This window comes from Nonomuraea sp. NPDC049141 (genome assembly GCF_040648415.1).
GTDB lineage: Bacteria > Actinomycetota > Actinomycetes > Streptosporangiales > Streptosporangiaceae > Nonomuraea.
Window position 1 is genome coordinate 65,571 of record NZ_JBEZDR010000024.1, and the last position, 17,704, is coordinate 83,274.

Annotated in this window: 17 protein-coding genes; 14 read left to right on the plus strand and 3 right to left on the minus strand. The window is 68.9% G+C overall.

Going from position 1 to position 17,704, the window contains the following annotated elements; translation table 11 throughout:
- Nucleotides 1–24 precede the first annotated feature (24 nt).
- Nucleotides 25–597 carry a winged helix-turn-helix domain-containing protein gene (locus tag AB0B91_RS49550; protein ID WP_358336788.1) on the plus strand — a complete coding sequence of 191 codons (573 nt, stop codon included), beginning with the start codon at nucleotides 25–27 and terminating at the stop codon, nucleotides 595–597.
- Complete coding sequence (locus tag AB0B91_RS49555; RefSeq protein ID WP_358336791.1) at nucleotides 597–2,000, plus strand: MFS transporter; 1,404 nt, start codon at nucleotides 597–599, stop codon at nucleotides 1,998–2,000. The genes AB0B91_RS49550 and AB0B91_RS49555 overlap by 1 nt, the downstream gene beginning before the upstream one ends.
- A 13-nt stretch (nucleotides 2,001–2,013) precedes the next feature.
- Here the strand turns inward: AB0B91_RS49555 and AB0B91_RS49560 are convergent, their stop codons facing one another.
- On the minus strand, nucleotides 2,014–2,946 hold the full coding sequence (locus AB0B91_RS49560; protein WP_358336794.1) for a hypothetical protein: 933 nt from the start codon (nucleotides 2,944–2,946) through the stop codon (nucleotides 2,014–2,016).
- Nucleotides 2,947–3,064: 118 nt separating this feature from the next.
- Between AB0B91_RS49560 and AB0B91_RS49565 the strand changes: the two genes are divergently transcribed.
- Complete coding sequence (locus AB0B91_RS49565; protein WP_358336798.1) at nucleotides 3,065–3,580, plus strand: SigE family RNA polymerase sigma factor; 516 nt, start codon at nucleotides 3,065–3,067, stop codon at nucleotides 3,578–3,580.
- Nucleotides 3,567–4,322, plus strand: a complete 756-nt coding sequence (locus tag AB0B91_RS49570) for a hypothetical protein (RefSeq protein ID WP_358336801.1) — start codon at nucleotides 3,567–3,569, stop codon at nucleotides 4,320–4,322. The genes AB0B91_RS49565 and AB0B91_RS49570 overlap by 14 nt, the downstream gene beginning before the upstream one ends.
- Here AB0B91_RS49570 and AB0B91_RS49575 read toward each other — a convergent pair.
- Nucleotides 4,309–5,166 (minus strand): glutathione S-transferase C-terminal domain-containing protein, encoded by an 858-nt coding sequence (locus AB0B91_RS49575; RefSeq protein ID WP_358336804.1) that lies wholly within the window; start codon nucleotides 5,164–5,166, stop codon nucleotides 4,309–4,311. The two genes, AB0B91_RS49570 and AB0B91_RS49575, sit on opposite strands and share 14 nt — an antisense overlap.
- Before the next feature lie 37 nt (nucleotides 5,167–5,203).
- Here AB0B91_RS49575 and AB0B91_RS49580 point away from each other — a divergent pair, with 37 nt between their 5' ends.
- The 7 genes from AB0B91_RS49580 (at nucleotide 5,204) to AB0B91_RS49610 (ending at nucleotide 11,447) form a co-directional block, all read left to right on the plus strand.
- Nucleotides 5,204–6,268: an MBL fold metallo-hydrolase gene (locus tag AB0B91_RS49580; RefSeq protein ID WP_358336807.1), complete on the plus strand. Its 1,065-nt coding sequence runs from the start codon at nucleotides 5,204–5,206 to the stop codon at nucleotides 6,266–6,268.
- Between the two features lie 187 nt (nucleotides 6,269–6,455).
- Nucleotides 6,456–7,460 carry an ABC transporter substrate-binding protein gene (locus tag AB0B91_RS49585; RefSeq protein WP_358336810.1) on the plus strand — a complete coding sequence of 335 codons (1,005 nt, stop codon included), beginning with the start codon at nucleotides 6,456–6,458 and terminating at the stop codon, nucleotides 7,458–7,460.
- A complete protein-coding gene (locus AB0B91_RS49590; protein ID WP_358336814.1) occupies nucleotides 7,457–8,269 on the plus strand; it encodes an ABC transporter ATP-binding protein in 813 nt (270 codons plus the stop codon). The genes AB0B91_RS49585 and AB0B91_RS49590 overlap by 4 nt, the downstream gene beginning before the upstream one ends.
- Nucleotides 8,270–8,324: 55 nt before the next feature.
- Nucleotides 8,325–9,104 carry an ABC transporter permease gene (locus tag AB0B91_RS49595; protein ID WP_358336817.1) on the plus strand — a complete coding sequence of 260 codons (780 nt, stop codon included), beginning with the start codon at nucleotides 8,325–8,327 and terminating at the stop codon, nucleotides 9,102–9,104.
- Nucleotides 9,105–9,106: 2 nt separating this feature from the next.
- Nucleotides 9,107–10,417, plus strand: a complete 1,311-nt coding sequence (locus AB0B91_RS49600; RefSeq protein ID WP_358337185.1) for an LLM class flavin-dependent oxidoreductase — start codon at nucleotides 9,107–9,109, stop codon at nucleotides 10,415–10,417.
- Entirely contained in the window at nucleotides 10,414–10,962 is a 549-nt protein-coding gene (locus tag AB0B91_RS49605) for an NAD(P)H-dependent oxidoreductase (protein WP_358336820.1), read from the plus strand. Before AB0B91_RS49600 ends, AB0B91_RS49605 begins: the two co-directional genes overlap by 4 nt.
- Entirely contained in the window at nucleotides 10,959–11,447 is a 489-nt protein-coding gene (locus AB0B91_RS49610; RefSeq protein ID WP_358336823.1) for a flavin reductase family protein, read from the plus strand. The genes AB0B91_RS49605 and AB0B91_RS49610 overlap by 4 nt, the downstream gene beginning before the upstream one ends.
- A gap of 485 nt (nucleotides 11,448–11,932) precedes the next feature.
- On the opposite strand, the gene AB0B91_RS49615 is transcribed toward AB0B91_RS49610, so the two are convergent.
- Entirely contained in the window at nucleotides 11,933–12,991 is a 1,059-nt protein-coding gene (locus AB0B91_RS49615) for a dihydrodipicolinate reductase (RefSeq protein ID WP_358336826.1), read from the minus strand.
- Nucleotides 12,992–13,171: 180 nt separating this feature from the next.
- On the opposite strand from AB0B91_RS49615, the gene AB0B91_RS49620 reads away from it, so the two are divergent.
- The 3 genes from AB0B91_RS49620 (at nucleotide 13,172) to AB0B91_RS49630 (ending at nucleotide 17,291) form a co-directional block, all read left to right on the plus strand.
- Nucleotides 13,172–14,044, plus strand: coding sequence for an SDR family oxidoreductase (locus tag AB0B91_RS49620; RefSeq protein WP_358336829.1), 873 nt, complete (start codon nucleotides 13,172–13,174; stop codon nucleotides 14,042–14,044).
- Nucleotides 14,045–14,397: 353 nt separating this feature from the next.
- The gene (locus AB0B91_RS49625; protein WP_358336832.1) at nucleotides 14,398–16,239 is read left to right on the plus strand and encodes a hypothetical protein; all 1,842 of its coding nucleotides are present in this window, start codon (nucleotides 14,398–14,400) and stop codon (nucleotides 16,237–16,239) included.
- Entirely contained in the window at nucleotides 16,236–17,291 is a 1,056-nt protein-coding gene (locus AB0B91_RS49630; RefSeq protein WP_358336835.1) for an ice-binding family protein, read from the plus strand. The genes AB0B91_RS49625 and AB0B91_RS49630 overlap by 4 nt, the downstream gene beginning before the upstream one ends.
- Nucleotides 17,292–17,704 lie beyond the last annotated feature (413 nt).

The window sequence follows — 17,704 nt, forward strand, 5'->3', positions numbered from 1 at the left end:
GCCTTTGCGGTTTAGCCTTCAAGAATGGAAGAGAAGTTCAAGATCAGCGATCCTCGGGTGCTCAAGGTGGTGGCGCACCCCCTGCGGGTGCGGCTGCTCGGCCTGCTGCGCGCCGAGGGGCCCGCGACGGCCAGCGAGCTGGGCCGCGAGGTGGGAGAGAGCTCCGGCTCGACCAGCTATCACCTGCGCGAGCTGGCCAAGTACGGCTTCATCGAGGAGGACCCGGAGCGCCGCGACGGCCGGGAACGCCGCTGGCGGGCCCGCCACCGCTACACCTCCTGGGACAACCTGGAGATGGCGGCCACGCCCGAGGGGCAGGAGGCCGTCCGGATCATGCACCTGCGCCAGCTGGAGGCGTTGGGGCGGGCGTTCGAGGCGTTCGAGGCGGGGGAGTGGCCCGCTGAGCTGGTCGAGGTCTCCGGGATGAGCGACCATCTGGTGCGGCTGCCCGCGACGGCCGTCCGTGAGTTCAGTGAGCGCGTCGACGAGCTGGTGCGGGAGCTCGGCGACCGTTACGCGGACGACCCCGGCGCCGTGCCGATGAGCGTCTGGTCGGCGGTCTTCCCGCGCACGCCACAGGAAGAGCGGGAGAACTGATGACGCCCAGGTCCGCGCTGCGCCGCTACTTACTGGTCAGTTTCCTGACCTGGCTGCCCATTGGCCTGACGATGGCCGTCACGGTGCTGCTGATGACCGAAAGAGGTCTCAGCCTGGCCGAAGTCGGGCTCGCCACCACCGTGTTCTCGATGGTCACCCTCGGCCTCGAACTGCCCACCGGCGGCCTGGCCGACGTGATCGGCCGCCGGACGGTCCTGGCGATCTCGGCCGCGTTCACCGTCGTCTCGCTCGCGTTGATGGCGGTGTCGACCACGTTCTGGATGTTCCTGGCCACCTGGGTGCTCAAGGGCATCGGCCGCGCCCTGTCCAGCGGCCCCGCCACCGCCTGGTACGTCGACACGCTGCACGACCTCGAAGGCCCGGGCGCCGACCTCAAGCCGGGGTTGGCGCGCGGCGGCGCGATGGAGTCGTTGGCGCTGTGCCTGGGCGCCCTGGTGGGAGGGTTCGTGCCGCTCGCGGTGCCGCCGGGGGTGATGACGCCTCTTGCGGTGCCGCCGCTCCTGGGCGCGACGGCCGGGCTCGTGCTCCTGATGACGGTGCTCTTCGCACTCCCCGAGCCATCGCACGCGCGGCAGCCGGCCGGGGCGTCGAGCGCTCGGTGGTCATTGGGGCGGGTTCTCCGGGACGTGCCCGTGACCGTCGCGGGCGGAGTGCGGCTGGTGGCGGGTGCCGCTGTGCTGCGCCGCCTGATGCTGGCCGCCGCCGCTTCGGGCGTCGCGCTGGCCGCCGTCGAACTGCTCACCCCCGGCCGGTTGGCGGCGCTGGCGGGTACGGCGGAGCTGGGCAGCACCGGTTACGCCATCGTGGCGGCGCTCGGGTTCGCGGGCAGCGCGGTGGGCAGTGCGATCGCGCCCCGGGTGGCCGGGTTGGCCGGCGGTTCGGTACGCGGAGCGGTCGCGGGCGCCGTCCTGACCGCGCTGGCCATCGCCGCCCTGGCGGCCACGGCCGGTTTGGACGGGCCGCTCGGTTTCGCGGCCACCGGGCTGGCCTATGTCGTCATGTTCTCGGGGCTGGCGATGGCGGGGCTGCTGTGCCTGGAGATGACGCACAACGCCGTCACGGCCGCCCAGCGCACGACGGTGACCTCGACGAGCTCCCTGTCACTGCAGGCGGGGGCGGGGTTGTCCAATGTGATGTTCGGCACACTGGCCGGCCACGCCGGTCTCTCGGCCACCTGGTCGCTCGCCGCCGCGGTGGTGCTGGCCTCGGCGCTGCTGTTCGTGCGCATGCCCCCGTTGACCGAACCCCACCGGCTCACGAAGGGGGGCGCTCCGGTCAAGGATGCGCACGTCGCGGCGCCCAGCCCGGTGAACCGGAGGAGCGTGCCCCTGGAGGGAGACCAGCCCCGCACAGAGGGTGGGGCCGGCCACTGCCAGCCGTAAAAGGAGATGGGTTCTAGGGGAGAGCGGGCACCGACGGCGCGGCGTCGGTCCAGCCGACCTGGAACAGGGTCTCGGTGTAGGTCTTGTTCACGAAGAGCTTGCCGTTGAGCTTGGTCGTCTGGTTCTGGGCCAGCTGCACCATCTCGTCCGTGTCGACGATCATCTCGGTTCTGACCGAGTCCTCGTCGCGGGTCTGCTCCTGGTCGATGGAGACCTTCACGCCGGTCCTGCCCAGGCTGTCCTTGGCCGTCCCCAGGGAGCGGACGCCGGGCATCGTCAGCAACGCCTGGTAAGCAGCGGTGCGAACCTCCTTCGGCGCGGGAAGGTCGCGCAGCAGAGTGGGCAGCGCCTCTCTCACATTGCCCTCGACCCGATCTTCCGGAACCCTTGAGACTCGCGCGGCCTTCGCGAGCCAGGTCTTCAGCCCGCTCGGGTCTGCGGGCAGCCTCTGGACCTCCTCGAACGTCAGCTGCTGCCCGTCAAGGAAGAACGTGCCCGGCCCCTTCACGGCGCCGACGCGGCCCTTGTCCGGCTTGGTGGACAGGGACACGGTCCTGCCATCAGCCGTGCGGCTCCACTTGGTCGGCGAGCTGTCGCGGCGCCATGCCTTCTCGTCGGCCGCGCTCTTCGGACGTGTCCCCAGCGTCCGGAACCCGAACCAGGCCTTTCCATCGCGCGAGGTCCACAACTCCTGGAGTCGCTGCTCCTCCACCCAGTAGCGGTTCGAGCCGCTCCCGAGCTGCCGGGGATGGGTGGTCTTCCACAGGGTTTTCGTATGCCAGTAAGTGCCTTCCGCTGGAGTTGTCACAGTGGCGGTGAGCCGCAGGTCCGGCGCGTCCAGGAGGCCGGGCGCCGCCGGCGGGCCCAGCAGAGCGATGGCGCTCACCGCGGTCAGTCCGGTCCCGACGGCGATCATCGCCCGGATCGGGGTGGTCACGAGTTTCATCACGACTCCCTATACGCCTGGGCGAGCCGCGGGGTTGCCTGTGAGACAGCCGTTTGGCGCCAGGCAACGCCTGGCGCGGCCCAGGCGTATTAGAAGGCGTGAAATCGGACGGACAGGCGTGAGCGGCGCCGAGGAACAGGAATTCGCCGCGTTCGTGGCCGCACGCGGCACGAGCCTGCTGCGGGTCGCCTACCTCACCTGCGGCAACGAGGCTGAGGCGGAAGACCTGCTGCAGACGGCGCTGGAGCGCACATACCGAAACTGGGACCGGGTGCGGTACGCCAACCCCGAGCCCTACATCCGACGCGTGATCGTCAACACCGCCATCAGCCGGGCCCGGCGCCGGGCGATCCTGCACATCATCCCGGTGCACACTCCGCCGGAGTCGGCGGCGCCGGAGACCGACATCGACCTGCGCCGCATGCTCATGGACGCCCTGCGCGCCCTGCCTCCCCGGCAGCGCGCGGTGATCGTCCTGCGGTACTGGGAGGACCTCGGCGAGACACAGACGGCCGAGATCCTCGGCTGCTCGGTGGGCACGGTGAAAAGTCAGGCGTCGAAGGCGATGGCCAAGCTCCGTACGGCGCTCGGCGACGGAACAGTGGAAGGAGTGATCAGGAATGTCCACGCTTGAGGACCACCTTCGCCAGATCATGGCGGACGAGACCGCGAGGTTGCGGGCCGCGCCCGACCTCGTGGACCGGGTACTCCGGTCCACGAGGAGGAAGAAGCAGCGGGTCAGGCTCGCCGCCCTGGTCACGTCGGCGGCGGTCGCCGCTGCCGTGGTGCCCGCCTACCTGGTCCTCGGCCCGGGCTCCGTAGCGGTGCAGGGACCGGTACCCGGCCCCGGCGACCCGGCCGTGGCCTCTGAGACGTCGCAGCCGGACGTCCCCGCCATCGACGACACCCCACCCCTCCCGACCCCGACTCGCGATCTCGGGGACCTGGGCGACGGAAGGGCCTTCGGGCGCGTCAAAGTGGGTTACCTGCCCGATGGGCTGCAGTGGGGCCACTGGTCGCTGGATCACGGTGACAGCTACACGACTTCATGGAACTACGACGGTGACAAGCACGGTTTCTACTGCGTCCAGATCTTCGTGTACGAAGGCCAGGCCGTCCAGGAGGTCGATGAACGCACGCAGGAGTACCGCGACGAGAAGAAGGGCCAAGAGGTGGCCATCGGCGACCGGACCGGCTACCTGATCGTGCAATGGGTCGGCGAGGACGGTGGGAAGGGAACCCCGACTCTCTTCCTCAACATGGGCGAGGGGCGGCGGGCCGAGGTGATGATCAGCCCGGTCTACGCCAAGAAGCTCGGGGCCGCCAAGACGACCAGTGAGCTGAAGAAGATCGCCGCAGGGCTCACGGCCGACTGAGATCAGGCTCGTTCCAGTCGAGCAGCGGGCCCACCGGGACGATCTGGCTGGGGTTGATGTTCGTCTGCGTGACGTAGTAATGGCGCTTGATGTGGTCGAAGTTCGTGGTCTCGGCGAAGGCCGGGATCGCGTACAGCCTCCGCGCGTACGCCCACAGCGCCGGATAGTCGGTCAGCCGCCTGATCGAGCACTTGAAATGCCCGTAGTACACCGCGTCGAACCTGGCCAGGGTGGTGTACAGGCGGACGTCGCTCTCGGTCAGCGTGTCGAAGAGGTACGCCGACCCCGCCAGCCGGGCCTCCAGGAAGTCGAGGGTCGCGAAGACCCGCGACACCGCCTCCTCGTACGCCCCCTGGTCACGGGCGAATCCCGCCTCGTAGACGGCGTTGTTGAGCCCGTGGTAGAGCCGGTCGTTCATCGCGTCGATGTCGGCTCTGAGGTGTCGTGGGTAGAGGTCGGGGGAGGTGGACCACGACATTTCAAGATCTAGCGTGATCTGCGGGAAGTCGTTGGTGACGAGGCGCTTGTCCACGGTGTCCCAGACGCAGGGGACGGTGTAGCGGCCCGCGTATTCGGGGTCGGTGGCCAGGTAAAGCTCCGACAGGTACTCGCCGCCGGGCACCCGCCAGCCCTTCTCGTCACGGATCGGGTCCACGATCGTCACGTCCAGCAGGTCCTCCAGACCGAGGAGCTTGCGGACGATCAGCACCCGCTGCGCCCATGGGCAGGCGTAGGAGGCGTAGAGCCGGTAGCGGCCCGGCTCCGGCGGGCCCAGGCGGTCGGTGAAACGGTTCGGCTGCCGGACAAAACGCCCGTCACCGGCGATTTCTCGTGCCAGCTTCATCTCTTCAGTAGAACATGGTTCGGGCACAATGCTCTGCATGGCGAAGTTCGTGGTGACTCCATCCAGCGAGACCCAGCGCGCGGCGTGGCTCGGCGGAACGATTCCCGAGGTCGAGCGGGTGCGGCCCGGACTGTGGTCGGTCCCGGTGCCGATCCCGGTGAACCCCCTGCGTTACGTGCTGGTCTACGTTCTGGAACTACCGGACGGGGTCGCCATCGTCGATGCCGGATGGAACACCGACGAGGCCTACGAGGCGCTCGTCGCGGGACTGCGGGTCGCCGGGTACGCGATCACCGATGTCAAGGGCGTGCTGGTCACCCACATCCACCCCGATCACTACGGCCTGGCCGGGCGGGTCCGGGAGATGTCGGGCGCGTGGATCGCCCTGCACCCCGCCGACGCGCGCCTGGTCCACGAGCGGTATGACGACAGCGCCATCGACTCGCTGGTCCAGCGCGAACGGGCACTGCTCGTCCGGTCGGGGGTGCCCGAGCTGACCCTGGACGAGTTGGCCGGCGCCTCGATGATGATCAGGCACATGGTGTCGATGGCCAAGCCCGACCGGCTGATCGAGGACGGGGACCGGCTGGACCTGCCCGGCTGGGACCTGCGGGCGGTCTGGACTCCAGGGCACTCGCCCGGCCATCTCTGCTTCGTGTCGCCGTCCAGGAAGCTGCTGTTCTCCGGCGATCACGTGCTGGCCAAGATCACGCCGATGGTGGCCGTGCACCCGCAGTCCGCGCCCAACCCGCTGGCCGACTACCTCGACGCGCTGGCCGCCGTACGGAAGCTGGACGTGGAGGAGGTGCTGCCCGCGCACGAGTACCGGTTCCTGGAACTGGCCGAACGCGTCGACTACGTGATCGCGCATCACGAGGAGCGGCTGGGGGAGATCGAGCGGGCGATCGGGGCCGCCTCCGGCGGGGTCTGCTGCTGGGACATCGCGACCGGCCTGACCTGGGCGCGGCCCTGGGAGACGATCCCGCCGTTCATGCGGCGGGCGGCCAACAACGAGACGCTGGCGCACCTGGTGTGGCTGGAGTCGCGGGGGCGGGCGCGGCACGTTCCGGGCGAACCGGACCTGTGGTTCGCGGGCGCCTGACCTGCGGGCTCAGTAATTTCATGTAAACCCAGTAGGAAATGTTGACTTCTAGCGCGAGCCTGCGTAGCGTCGTCTGCATGAGCCCGGATCTGACCCGGCGCGCGCATGTCGACTTCTGCCGCGTCGTCAGCGCACAGTGTCACTGATCACGACTTAGTCCCTGTCCCCCCTTATTTGAGGACATCTCGTGATCAGACCTCTTTCCCTCGTCCCCATCCTCCTTGCCGTAACGGCCGTCACGGCGTGCGGCACCGCCCAGGGCTCCACCGAAACCCAGGAGCTGCGTTACCAGGGCAGTGTCGGCGCCGTCACCTTCCCCGAGCTGGCCGAGGAGCTCGGCTATCTCAAACCCGTCAAGCTCAAGTGGATCGGCAACACGACCAGCGGACCACAGGACATCCAGACGGCCGCCACGGGACAGAGCGACTTCGGCGGCGCGTTCAACGGCGCCGTGGTCAAGCTCGTCGCCGCCAAGGCCCCGATCAAGGCGGTCGTCAGCTACTACGGCAGCGACCAGTACTCCTACCAGGGCTTCTTCACCCTCCAGGACAGCCCGATCCACAGCGCCCGCGACCTGATCGGCAAGAAGGTCGGCATGAACACCCTGGGCGCCCACGCCGAAGCCGTGCTGAAGGAATACCTCAAGCGCGGCGGCCTGACCCCGGCCGAGGTCAAGCAGGTCGAACTGGTCGCCGTGCCGCCCGTCAGCACCGAGCAGTCGCTGCGCCAGAAACAGATCGACGTCGCCGTGCTCGGCGGCCTCCTGCGTGACAAGGCGCTGGAGCGCGGCGGTCTCAAGGCCCTGTTCAAGGACGTCGACCTGTTCGGCAACTTCTCGGCCGGGACGTACGTGCTCACCGACCGCTTCATCAAGCAGAACCCGAACACGACCAGGAAGTTCGTCGAGGCCACTGCCAAGGCCATCCAGTGGACCCAGACGCACAGCCGGGACGAGGTCGTGGCCGAGTTCAAGAAGATCATCGCCAAGCGCGGCAGGAACGAGGACGCCACCGCCGTCGGCTTCTGGAAGAGCAGCGGCGTCGCAACCAAGGGCGGGGTGATCGAGCCGCAGGAGTTCCAGCGGTGGATCTCCTGGCTGGAGGACGCCGGCGAGATCAAGCCCGGCCAGGTCAAGGCCCAGGACGTCTACACCAACACCTACAACCCGTTCGCCTCGGGAGGATCCCGATGAAGATCGAGTTCGTGTCCGTGACCAAGGAGTTCGCCGTGCGCGGCTCCGACCGGCCCTTCGCCGCCGTGTCCGACGTCTCGCTGGACGTGGCGGAAGGGGAGTTCCTCACCCTCGTCGGCCCCAGCGGGTGCGGCAAGTCCACCCTCCTCGACCTGCTCAGCGGCCTGACCCTGCCCACGCGCGGCGAGATCCGCATCAACGGCGTGCCCGTCTCGGGTCCGGGACTCGATCGGGGCATCGTCTTCCAGCAGTACGCGCTGTTCCCGTGGCGGACCGCGGTGGCGAACGTGGAGTTCGGGCTGGAGGCCAAGGGGGTGCCGCGGCGCGAACGCCGTGAGCGCGCCCGCGGCTACCTCGACCTGGTCGGGCTGCGCGGCTTCGACGAGCGCTACCCGCACGAGCTCTCGGGCGGCATGAGGCAGCGGGTCGCCATCGCCCGCAGCCTCGCCTACGACCCGGACATCCTGCTCATGGACGAGCCCTTCGCCGCCCTGGACGCCCAGACCCGCGAGTCCCTCCAGGAAGAACTGCTCCGCATCTGGAACAAGACCGGCAAGACCATCGTGTTCATCACCCACGGCATCGACGAGGCGGTCTATCTGGGGCAGCGGGTCGCCGTCATGACGCCCAGCCCCGGCCGTATCCGGGCCGTGGTGCCGGTCTCGTTCGCCTCCCGTGAAGGGGACCTGCGGGCGGATCCGGTGTTCGGCGAGTACCGGCACGCGATCTGGACGCTGCTGCGCGAGGAGGTGAGCTCCGTTGGCCAGACCCTCACTCAGCACGGCCGGCCTCTCGGCCTCCCCGCTTGACGACGATCACCTCCACCCGTCCGCCGTCACGACTCTCACGCCGGTCCCTCAGCCCGTGACGGGTCGGCGCCGCAGCCCCTGGGGCGTCGCCCGCCGGGTGTTCAACGCGTCCGCCGCGATCATCGTGCTGGCCGCCGTCTGGGAGATCCTTCCCAGGGCCCAGGTGGTGGACCCCACCTTCCTGCCGCCGCTGAGCGACGTCCTGGCCGCCTGGTACGACCTGCTCCGAGGGGGCGAGCTGGTGGACCACGCCCAAGCCTCCCTGGTCAGGTCGCTGGCGGGGTTCGGGCTGGCCATCCTGACCGCCACCCCGCTGGGCCTGCTGATCGGCTGGTATCGCCCGGTGGCCGACTTCCTGAACCCGGTCCTGGAGCTCTTCCGCAACACCGCCGCCCTGGCCCTGCTGCCGGTGTTCGTGCTGGTCCTGGGCCTGGGGGAGACGTCCAAGATCTCGATCATCCTGTACGCCTGCGCCTGGCCGATCCTGCTCAACACGATCGCGGGCGTCAAAGGGGTCGACCCGCTCCTGATCAAGTCGGCGAGGTCTCTGGGGCTCGGGCCGTTCCGGTTGTTCCAGAAGGTCATCCTGCCCGCGGCGGTGCCCACCATCTTCACCGGCATCCGCCTGGCCGGGGCGTACTCGATCCTCGTGCTGGTCGCCGCCGAGATGGTCGGCGCCAAGGCGGGGCTCGGCTACCTCATCAACTACGCGCAGTACAACTTCCGGGTGCCCGACATGTATGCGGGGATCATCACGATCTCGGTGCTCGGCCTGCTGTTCAACCTGCTCCTCGTGCGCCTGGAGCGCCGCTTCTCCACCTGGAGGACCACGTGACCATGCACCTGAACGCCTTCCTGATGGGCGTCGGACACCACGAGGCCGCGTGGCGGCACCCGCTGACCGAGCCGAGCCGCATCACCGACATCCGCCACTACCAGGAACTGGCCCGGATCGCCGAACGCGGCAAGCTGGACTCGGTGTTCCTCGCCGACGGCCTCGCCCTATGGGGAAATGTCCGGCACAACGCGCTGGGCGGGCTGGAGCCCCTCACCCTCCTCGCCGCCCTGGCCGCCGTCACCGACCACATCGGCCTGATCGCCACCGTGTCCACGACGTACAACGAGCCGTTCCACGTGGCGCGCAAGTTCGCCTCGCTGGACCACATCAGCGGCGGCCGGGCGGGCTGGAACATCGTCACCTCCGCCGGCGAGGCCGAGGCCCGCAACTTCGGCATCGAACGCCCCCCGCACGGCGAGCGCTACCGCCGGGCCGAGGAGTTCCTGGAGGTGGCGAACGCGCTCTGGGAGAGCTGGGCGGAGGGGGCGGTCGTCGGCGACCGGCGAAGCGGCGTCTACGCCGACGTCTCGCGGATCAAGCCGATCGACCACGTGGGCACGCACTTCAAGGTGCAGGGCCCGCTGAACATCCAGCGCTCACCCCAGGGCCGCCCCCTCCTCGTCCAGGCCGGGTCGTCGGAGGACGGCAAGGAGTTCGCGGCGAGGTTCGCGGAGGCGGTGTTCACCGCGCAGCAGACCCTCGAAGACGCCCAGGAGTTCTACGCCGACCTCAAGGGCAGGCTCCCCGCGTATGGGCGGTCGCCGTACCAGCTCAAGATCCTGCCCGGTATCTCGCCCATCATCGGCTCGACCGAGCGTGAGGCGCTGCGGCTGGAGAAGGAGCTGGAGGACCTCATCGTCCCGGCGTACGGCGTGCAGCAGCTCTCGAACATCCTTGGCGTGGACCTCACCGGCTACCCGTTGGATGGCCCATTGCCCGACATTCCTCCCAACCCGGACGGCCAGCAGAGCCGCATCAAGCTGATCAAGGACCTGGCGGGCCGCGGCGACCTGTCGATCCGCGAGATCATCAACAAGCTCGCCGGCGGCCGCGGCCACCGGGTCGTCGCGGGCACCCCTGAGCAGATCGCCGACCAGCTCCAGGAGTGGTACGAGAACGGCGCGGCCGACGGCTTCAACATCATGCCCCCGTACCTGCCCGGCGGCCTCGCGGACTTCGTCGACCAGGTGGTCCCCGAGCTGCAGATCCGCGGCCTGTTCCGCAAGGACTACGAGGCCCGCACCCTCCGCGACCACTACGGACTGGGAGCTGCCTCGAAGAACATCGTGACGTCAGGAGTGTCCGCATGAGCATCGTCACCGTCGTCGGCAACCCGCGTCCCGGGTCTCGCACGCTGGGGGCGGCGGTCGCGGCCACCGACGCCATCGCCGCCCGGCTCGGTCACACGGGCGCGAGGGACGTCATCGACCTGTCGGCCCTCGCCCCGACGCTGCTCCAGCCGGAGGCCGACGCGAGCGTGGAGCTCGCCCTCGAACTCCTCACCAGCGCCTCGGTGGCCGTCGTGGCCAGCCCCACCTACAAGGCGACCTACACGGGCCTGCTCAAGGCCTTCCTGGACCGGCTGCCGCCGAACGCCCTGGCCGGCACGGCGGCCCTGCCGATCCTCGTCATGGGCCACCCCAAGCACGCGCTGGCGGTGGAGGTCCACTTCCGTCCCCTCCTGGTGGAACTGGGCGCCTTCGTCCCCACCCCGGGTCTGGCACTGCTGGAGTCGGAACTCCCAGAGCTGGATGCGGCTGACGGGCCTCTGGCCCGCTGGGCGGATCAGGTCGTGCCGCAGACAGCGGATCACGTCGTGCCGCGGACAGCCGCCAGGGAAGGAGCTCTGAGATGACCATTTCCCTGGACACCGACCAATTCCGCACGGCCCTGGCCCAGCACGCCGCCGGCGTGGTGATCGTGACGGCCAGGCCGGAAGGCGTCCCGGTGGGCCTCACGGCGACCTCGTTCTCCTCGGTCAGCCTCGACCCGCCGCTGGTGTCCTTCTATGTCGACCAGTCGTCCACCACGTGGCCCTGGCTCCGGCTGGCCGACCACTTCGCGGTGAACGTCCTGGCCGGCCACCAGCACGACCTGGCCACCCGCTTCGCCCGCCGAGGCATCGACCGCTTCGCCGCACCCACGCGGTGGCGTCCCGGCCCGCACGAGACACCGTTGCTGGAGGACGTCTCGGCGCACCTCATCTGCATCCCGCACACAACCGTGGAAATAGGCGACCACACGCTAGTGGTGGGTCTCGTCACCGCCGCCTCCACCACTCCGGCCCGTCCCCTCCTTTATCACCGCGGCCAGTACGGGCGATTTCTTCCGCACAACTAACTTCTAAAACCGACATTCATTTCTTTTATTACGGCCGGCAGTGGCCAGCCCCACCCGCCGCACGGGCCTGGTCTCTGTCCAGGGGCACGCTCCTCCGGTGGAGCGGGCTGGCCGCCGTGACGTGCGCACGGTTGACCAGGGCTGCCGTCATTCGTGAGCAGGCGTCCTCGGCCATTCGTGGGCAGGTCCCCTCGGCCATTCGTGAGCAGGTGACTCCAGCCATTCGTGAGCGCGTGTCTCCGGCTCGACAACGCGGGAGACAGTGAGTCTCTTGTCCCGGAGGGAGGTGGGTTTTGCTTGGGGGTGGCCGTGGTCTCACCGTCTCGTCGCGGTGGCCGGCCCCGCACACCTCAGGAGCGTATCCCTGGACAGGGCCAAGCCCCGTGCAGTGGGTGGGGCTGGCCACTGCCGGCCGTAAAAGAAAAAGAAAGGAATACTCGCGCGTGACGCACCGATCGCGAGAGAGAAAAAATCATCTCTCTCTTCTATTTCGTGCGGACCCTGGCACGGGCGGTGGGAAGCGGGAGATCGAGGATGGTGCAGATGCCGGGCGGGGCGGCGCAGACGGCGGGGATGGCGTTGATGGCGTGGGCGGCTGCGGCGGCGAGGCCGTGGGAGACCTCGTCGATGGCCATCGTCATGTGCGGCACCCCCTCGATGTGGATCGCGAAGCCCGGGTCCGGCCAGCGATCCACCTTTCGGGCGTCGGCCTTGTAGATCACCTCGACCGTCATGAACGGCCGCCCCCGCACCAGGCCCGAGAACACCCAGCGCGACGCGCACACCGCGCCCTCCTCGACCACGCCGGACGCGATCTCGAACGCCTGCCCGGCCACCTCGAACTCGTCCCGCTCCTCCACCTCGTCGAGGTGCACGTCGAGCGCGTCGGCCACGAGTTGCACGCTCTCGGCGAAGAGGGCGCGCTGGAACGTCCGGAACGGCCGGACCGCCGCCGTGTAGTCCTTGGCCGTGCGGGTGAACCCGATCAGGTCCACGACGACCTGGCGGGACGGGTGGCCGCGGAAGTCCGATGATTCGCGCACGTAGATGTGGTCGACCCGGTCGGCCAGTCCGGTCAGGGCCAGCGGCAGGAAGTCGCTCATGAAGCCCGGGTTGATGCCGGTGCCGTGGAGCGTGGTGCCGCCCTTGGCGCAGGCGGTCTCGATGCGCTCCACCACCCGCGGGCCATACGACTTGGGGTAGACGAAGCCGGTGGTCGTGATGACGTTCTTGCCCGAGGCGAGCAGCGCGCAGATGGTCTCCAGGTCGAGGGTCCGGTCCGGGCCGAAGAAGGAGGCCGGCAGCGGCATGTGCAGGACGCAGTCGGCGTCGATGGCCATGACGCGTTCGGGGTCGGCCGTGCAGCACACGCCCGTATAAGGCAGGCCGACCAGTTCGCCGGCGTCCTTGCCGATCTTGTCGGGGTCATAGACCAGGACTCCCGTGAGCTCCAGCCCCGGCCTGCTGAGCACGCTGCGCAGCGCGTAGCGGCCGACGGCTCCGGTGGCCCACTGAACCACGCGAATGGGCGTGTTTACCGGCATGTCCGGCCTCCCAGGCCCGGTGGAGGGCGGACGGGTGCTGGAGGGCGCCGCCCGTGCGGAGCCCAGAACTCTAGCAGAAAATGAACTGTTCGATCACTATCCGCAACGATCAGTCACGGTGCAGCGGACTCGGGTTATTGTGCCATTACTAGAACGTTGTTCTCCTGCGCTGGAGGTTCGATGCTTCGGTTCGATGACAGGGTCGCGATCATTACGGGAGCCGGGCACGGTCTCGGCAGGTCGCACGCGCTCCTGCTGGCCGAGCGGGGTGCCAAGGTCGTCGTGAACGACCTCGGTGGCGCGCTCGACGGCACCGGCGCCTCCGCGGGTCCCGCCGCCGAGGTGGTCGAGCTCATCACCAAGAACGGTGGCCAGGCCATCGCCAACGCCGACAATGTGGCCACGCCGGACGGGGCCAGGGCGATCGCGCAGGCCGCGATCGACGCCTTCGGCAAGATCGACATCGTCGTCAACAATGCGGGCATCCTGCGCGACAGGTCGTTCGGGAAGATGTCGGTCGAGGATTTCGACGGGGTGCTGGCCGTGCACGTGCGCGGCTCCTACCTGGTCTCCCAGGCCGCCTACCCGTACATGAAGGAGGCCGGCTACGGCCGCATCGTCAACACCTCCAGCCCGGCGGGTCTGTTCGGCAACTTCGGCCAGGCCAACTACTCCACCGCCAAGATGGGGCTGGTCGGCCTGACCAAGACGCTCGGCATCGAGGGCGCCCGCAGTGGCATCAAGGCCAACGCCATCGCGCCGATCGCCTGGACGCGGATGACCGAGTCGCTGCTGCCGGCCGAGTTCGAGGCCAAGTTCACGCCCGAGCGGGTCAGCGCGCTGGTGGCGTACCTGGTTCACGAGTCGTGCGCGCCGAGCGGCGAGGTGTTCAGCGTCGGCGGCGGCCGGGTGGCGCGGGTGTTCGTGGCCGAGGGGCCCGGCTGGAAGTCCGACGACCTCACGCCGGAGTCGCTCGCGGACAACTGGGACGCGGTCATGGCCGAGCAGCCCTACGTGCTGTCGGCCACCGACTCGATGAAGGCCATGCTCTAGCGACGCCGGGGGCTACCTGCTCGACGGCGGGTAGCCCCCTGAGGGTCCGTCACAGCCGCTCGACGTTGGGACCCCGGCAGCGGTTGCGCGTGTCGAAGACGAAGGTGAGCGCCCAGCTTGCGCATAGTCCTGGCCACCTCGATCGCGGGGACTCGCGGCAGCCTCCCGCGTTCGTCTTGCAGGAGTCCGAGCACGACCACCCGGCTGCCCTTGATCGACCTGGAGCGCTGGTTCAGCGCGAGGGCCAGCCAGGTGTATGACGTGGTCCGGCGACGGAAAACCCCTGCCAAGGGTCGGTAAGCAACATCGCCGTATTCAGACACCAGGCGGTTGCCGCCGTCAGGCTTGCGCGCATGGCCGAAGCCCCACCCTTTCAGCGTTCCGCGTCGCTTCCTCTGGATTCCCCGCCGGGGCTCGGCCCGGCCGGCTCACCGCCCCAGGAGGATCACGCCGCTGGACGTCGGCTGCCGACGCGCCTCTCCGTCTGGCTGCCGGCGACCGCCGTAGTCGCGTCCGTCGGAGCCGTGCTGGGCTGGTACGGCGTCTCCCTCTCGGACCTGGGGTTGTTCAGCCTCTACGTCGTGTTCTGCTGCGCCCTTCCTGGCGTGTTGTGGATTCGGGCTCTGTACCGGCGTGCGCACACGTTGCCCGAGGAGATCGCGCTCGGCGTGACGCTGGGTTACGCGCTGGAGGCGCTCGCTCACATGCCGGCCCGCGCTATCGGGGCACCCCTGCTCGTCGTGGCATGGCCGATCGGCACGTACGTGCTCTTCCTCGCTGTCCCCCGGCTGCGTGGCCGCTGGAGGAGCGAGTCCCGCACGGGCGGGACGCCGCTGTGGTGGTCATGGTCCGTCGCGGTGATCGTGATCTGCCTGATCCTGTGGACCGCCATCGACTTCTTCGGAACCCAGGCCCTCACCCGGCCCGCCATCACGACCTCGTCCGTCGACACGCACGCGCATCTCGCGGCGGCCGGCTGGATCACCGAGATGGAGCCACTCGTCCTCCTCTCCCGCCTTGCCGCGCTGGTCGTTCTGCTCGGGGCGGTCGGCCGCCGCATCACGGGCTCGCGCGGGGGAGCGCTGGCCGCCCTCGCCGGTACGGTCTTCGTCGCGGCGCCCGGCCTGTACGCGGGCACTGGCGCCGGGCCAGTGCGGCCATGGATGAGCCCGTCCCAGGCCTTCGGCGCCCTGCTGTTCGCCCCGATCGTCCTGCTTCTCCTTGACCTTCTCGGTGACCGGCGGCGGTCGCGGGGCCACTGGGTGCTCCTGGCCGTCATGCTGCTGGCAGTGGTGGGGGCGAAGGCCATCTACCTGCCTCTGCTCGCGGCGGGCCTGGCGGCGGTCGTGATGGTCGAGACGGCCAGGCGGTTCTGGCTGCCCCGGCGCGCCCTCGCCGCGCTCGGGATGACTGTGGGGTTCCTGGTGTTCGCGCGATTGGTGCCGTTCGGTGGTGCGCGCCAGGGGGCCGATCCGCTGTCGATCAGGCATGGGGCGTGGGGGGACCGGGTCGGCGTGAGTGAAGCGGCGGAGCTCCCGTGGGCTTTCCCGCCGGGGGTCACGCTGCTGGGCGGGCTGATCACCTGGTGCGGGATGCTCGGCCTGTTGCACCGGCCACGGCTGTTCCTGCGGTCCTCGGTGGTGCTGGTGCTCGGCATGAGCGCGGCGGTGCTCGGGTTCGGCCACTCGGGCCTGTCGCAGGGGGACTTCCTCCAGACGGGCCGTCCCTACCTGGCGATGGTCACGGTCGCCGGGCTGGCCGCCATCGTCCGGCGGGCGGGCGTGACGGTCGGAGCGGTGGTGTGCGCGGTGGTCACCGGGGTGGCGGCCGTCCTCGCCATCCGGCTGCTCTGCGACGTCAGGGTTCCCCTGGCGCCGGGCCAGGACGACATCGTGCTGTATGTGCCGTACGTGGCGCTGCTGGGTGTGGCCCTGCTGGCTGTTGCCGTACTGCGCGTCGCACGCCAGAGCCGGCTCCGTACGATGGCTCTGGTGCTCTGCCTGGTCACGGCCGCCGGAACACCTGCCGCCTGGTTCGCCCGCGTCCTGCCCGGTACGTCCGGAAGTCCGGAGGCCGGCGTGCGGCTTTCGAACGGGACCGCCCCCTCGTCCGCACAAAGTCTGGCTATGACAATGCTCAAGCCGGATGTCGCTGGGGGATGCCCGCCGACCACGTGGTCAGACTTGCGGGCATGACCAAGAACCTGCCTACGTCATGGTTGGCCGCAGTGGTCGTGGGTGCCCTCGCGATGGGGATGTTCACCGGGGAACCGCGCAAGGCGAGCGCGCGGCAGGCTACCAGCGTGGCTCTCGGCGACGCCTATGACTGTGTGGCGATGGCAGGAACCAGGATCACCAGCACACAGCTCACCACGCTCACCGGGGATATCGCCGTGACTCCCGGGGACGTGGTGACGGGCTTCCCTCCGGGAGAGGTCCGCGGAGAGGTCGAAATAGACAACGCGGAGGCGCGATGGATGAAGAGGGACGCGGTGGCCGCCTACCAGGAGGCGGCCGCGCTACCACCCGACTCCATCGTGCCGTCGGAACTGGGCGGCAAGACCATCCCTCCTGGCGTCCACAAGAGCGCGGACGGCGCCCTCCGCATCAACGGAACGCTCACGCTCGACGCCAAGGGGAAGCCGGACGCGAACTTCGTCTTCCAGACGGACTCCTTGGACACAGCGCGGGTCAGCAACATCAACCTGCTGAACGGCGCCCAGGCCGACCATGTCATCTGGCAGGTCGGCGTCGACGCGACCCTGGGTAAGTGGTCCACTTTCCGGGGAACCGTTCTGGCGTGGAACGCGATCGACATCGAGTACGGCGCAGCGGTCTATGGGCGCACCATGGCCCTCCACGAGGAGCTCAACATCGAGGGCAGCACCTATCTGCCCGCCACGCGGGTCACCTTGCCCTACAACCCACCCACCACGACGACCCTCACCTCGTCGCCGAACCCCTCCCGTGACGGGCAACCGGTCACCTTCACCGCCAAGGTCGACGGCGACGTCAGCGGGATCGGACCTACCGGCACGGTGCTCTTCAAAGAAGGCTCCACCGTCATCGGTTCTGCCTACGCGGATGCGACGGGGATCGCGACATTCACGACTTCCGGCCTCACCAGAGGCGTGCACGAGATCACCGCCGTCTATGTGAACGGGGGCACCGCGGTTTACGAGGCCTGGGTGTATTTCGCACCGAGCGAATCACCGGTACTCCTTCATCAAGTGCTCAGCCGCCGGTGATGAGGCCATATATCGGGACACAAAGAATTCCTTTATTTCGGGATGTCGGCTGTTTGCCGCTTGCGTAATACCAGTCAGGCGTCGGCGCTTCATCGCCTGGGTATCTCCCGCTCGCGCCGCCTGAAAGCGGCGACGTTCTTCGTCATAAGGGAGGCTGAGTGATTCCTCGCCGGGGTATATCGGTCGTCGCATTGATAATGGCCTGTGGCGCATTGGCCCTGCCGGGTCCGGGAACGGCTCGGGCGAGCGCGACCGCTGAAACGACGAAAAGGACTCTTTCCGGCCGGCAGGTGAGCGAGGGACATGCCGCCGTCGCCGCCCGCTCGCATTGCCACAGGAGACGTTGTGGCCCGTGCTGGAGTCATGGGTGCGCGCGTGTTTTTCGCGGGCCGCGGGGCTGGCGTGGGAAACCA

Bases quoted from the DNA above. Each gene is read 5' to 3' on its own strand.
- AB0B91_RS49550 (WP_358336788.1), top strand. From the start codon at position 25: ATGGAAGAGAAGTTCAAGATCAGCGATCCTCGGGTGCTCAAGGTGGTG.
- AB0B91_RS49555 (WP_358336791.1), top strand. From the start codon at position 597: ATGACGCCCAGGTCCGCGCTGCGCCGCTACTTACTGGTCAGTTTCCTG.
- AB0B91_RS49560 (WP_358336794.1), bottom strand. From the start codon at position 2,946: ATGAAACTCGTGACCACCCCGATCCGGGCGATGATCGCCGTCGGGACC.
- AB0B91_RS49570 (WP_358336801.1), top strand. From the start codon at position 3,567: ATGTCCACGCTTGAGGACCACCTTCGCCAGATCATGGCGGACGAGACC.
- AB0B91_RS49575 (WP_358336804.1), bottom strand. From the start codon at position 5,166: ATGAAGCTGGCACGAGAAATCGCCGGTGACGGGCGTTTTGTCCGGCAG.
- AB0B91_RS49580 (WP_358336807.1), top strand. From the start codon at position 5,204: ATGGCGAAGTTCGTGGTGACTCCATCCAGCGAGACCCAGCGCGCGGCG.
- AB0B91_RS49590 (WP_358336814.1), top strand. From the start codon at position 7,457: ATGAAGATCGAGTTCGTGTCCGTGACCAAGGAGTTCGCCGTGCGCGGC.
- AB0B91_RS49600 (WP_358337185.1), top strand. From the start codon at position 9,107: ATGCACCTGAACGCCTTCCTGATGGGCGTCGGACACCACGAGGCCGCG.
- AB0B91_RS49605 (WP_358336820.1), top strand. From the start codon at position 10,414: ATGAGCATCGTCACCGTCGTCGGCAACCCGCGTCCCGGGTCTCGCACG.
- AB0B91_RS49610 (WP_358336823.1), top strand. From the start codon at position 10,959: ATGACCATTTCCCTGGACACCGACCAATTCCGCACGGCCCTGGCCCAG.
- AB0B91_RS49615 (WP_358336826.1), bottom strand. From the start codon at position 12,991: ATGCCGGTAAACACGCCCATTCGCGTGGTTCAGTGGGCCACCGGAGCC.
- AB0B91_RS49620 (WP_358336829.1), top strand. From the start codon at position 13,172: ATGCTTCGGTTCGATGACAGGGTCGCGATCATTACGGGAGCCGGGCAC.
- AB0B91_RS49625 (WP_358336832.1), top strand. From the start codon at position 14,398: ATGGCCGAAGCCCCACCCTTTCAGCGTTCCGCGTCGCTTCCTCTGGAT.
- AB0B91_RS49630 (WP_358336835.1), top strand. From the start codon at position 16,236: ATGACCAAGAACCTGCCTACGTCATGGTTGGCCGCAGTGGTCGTGGGT.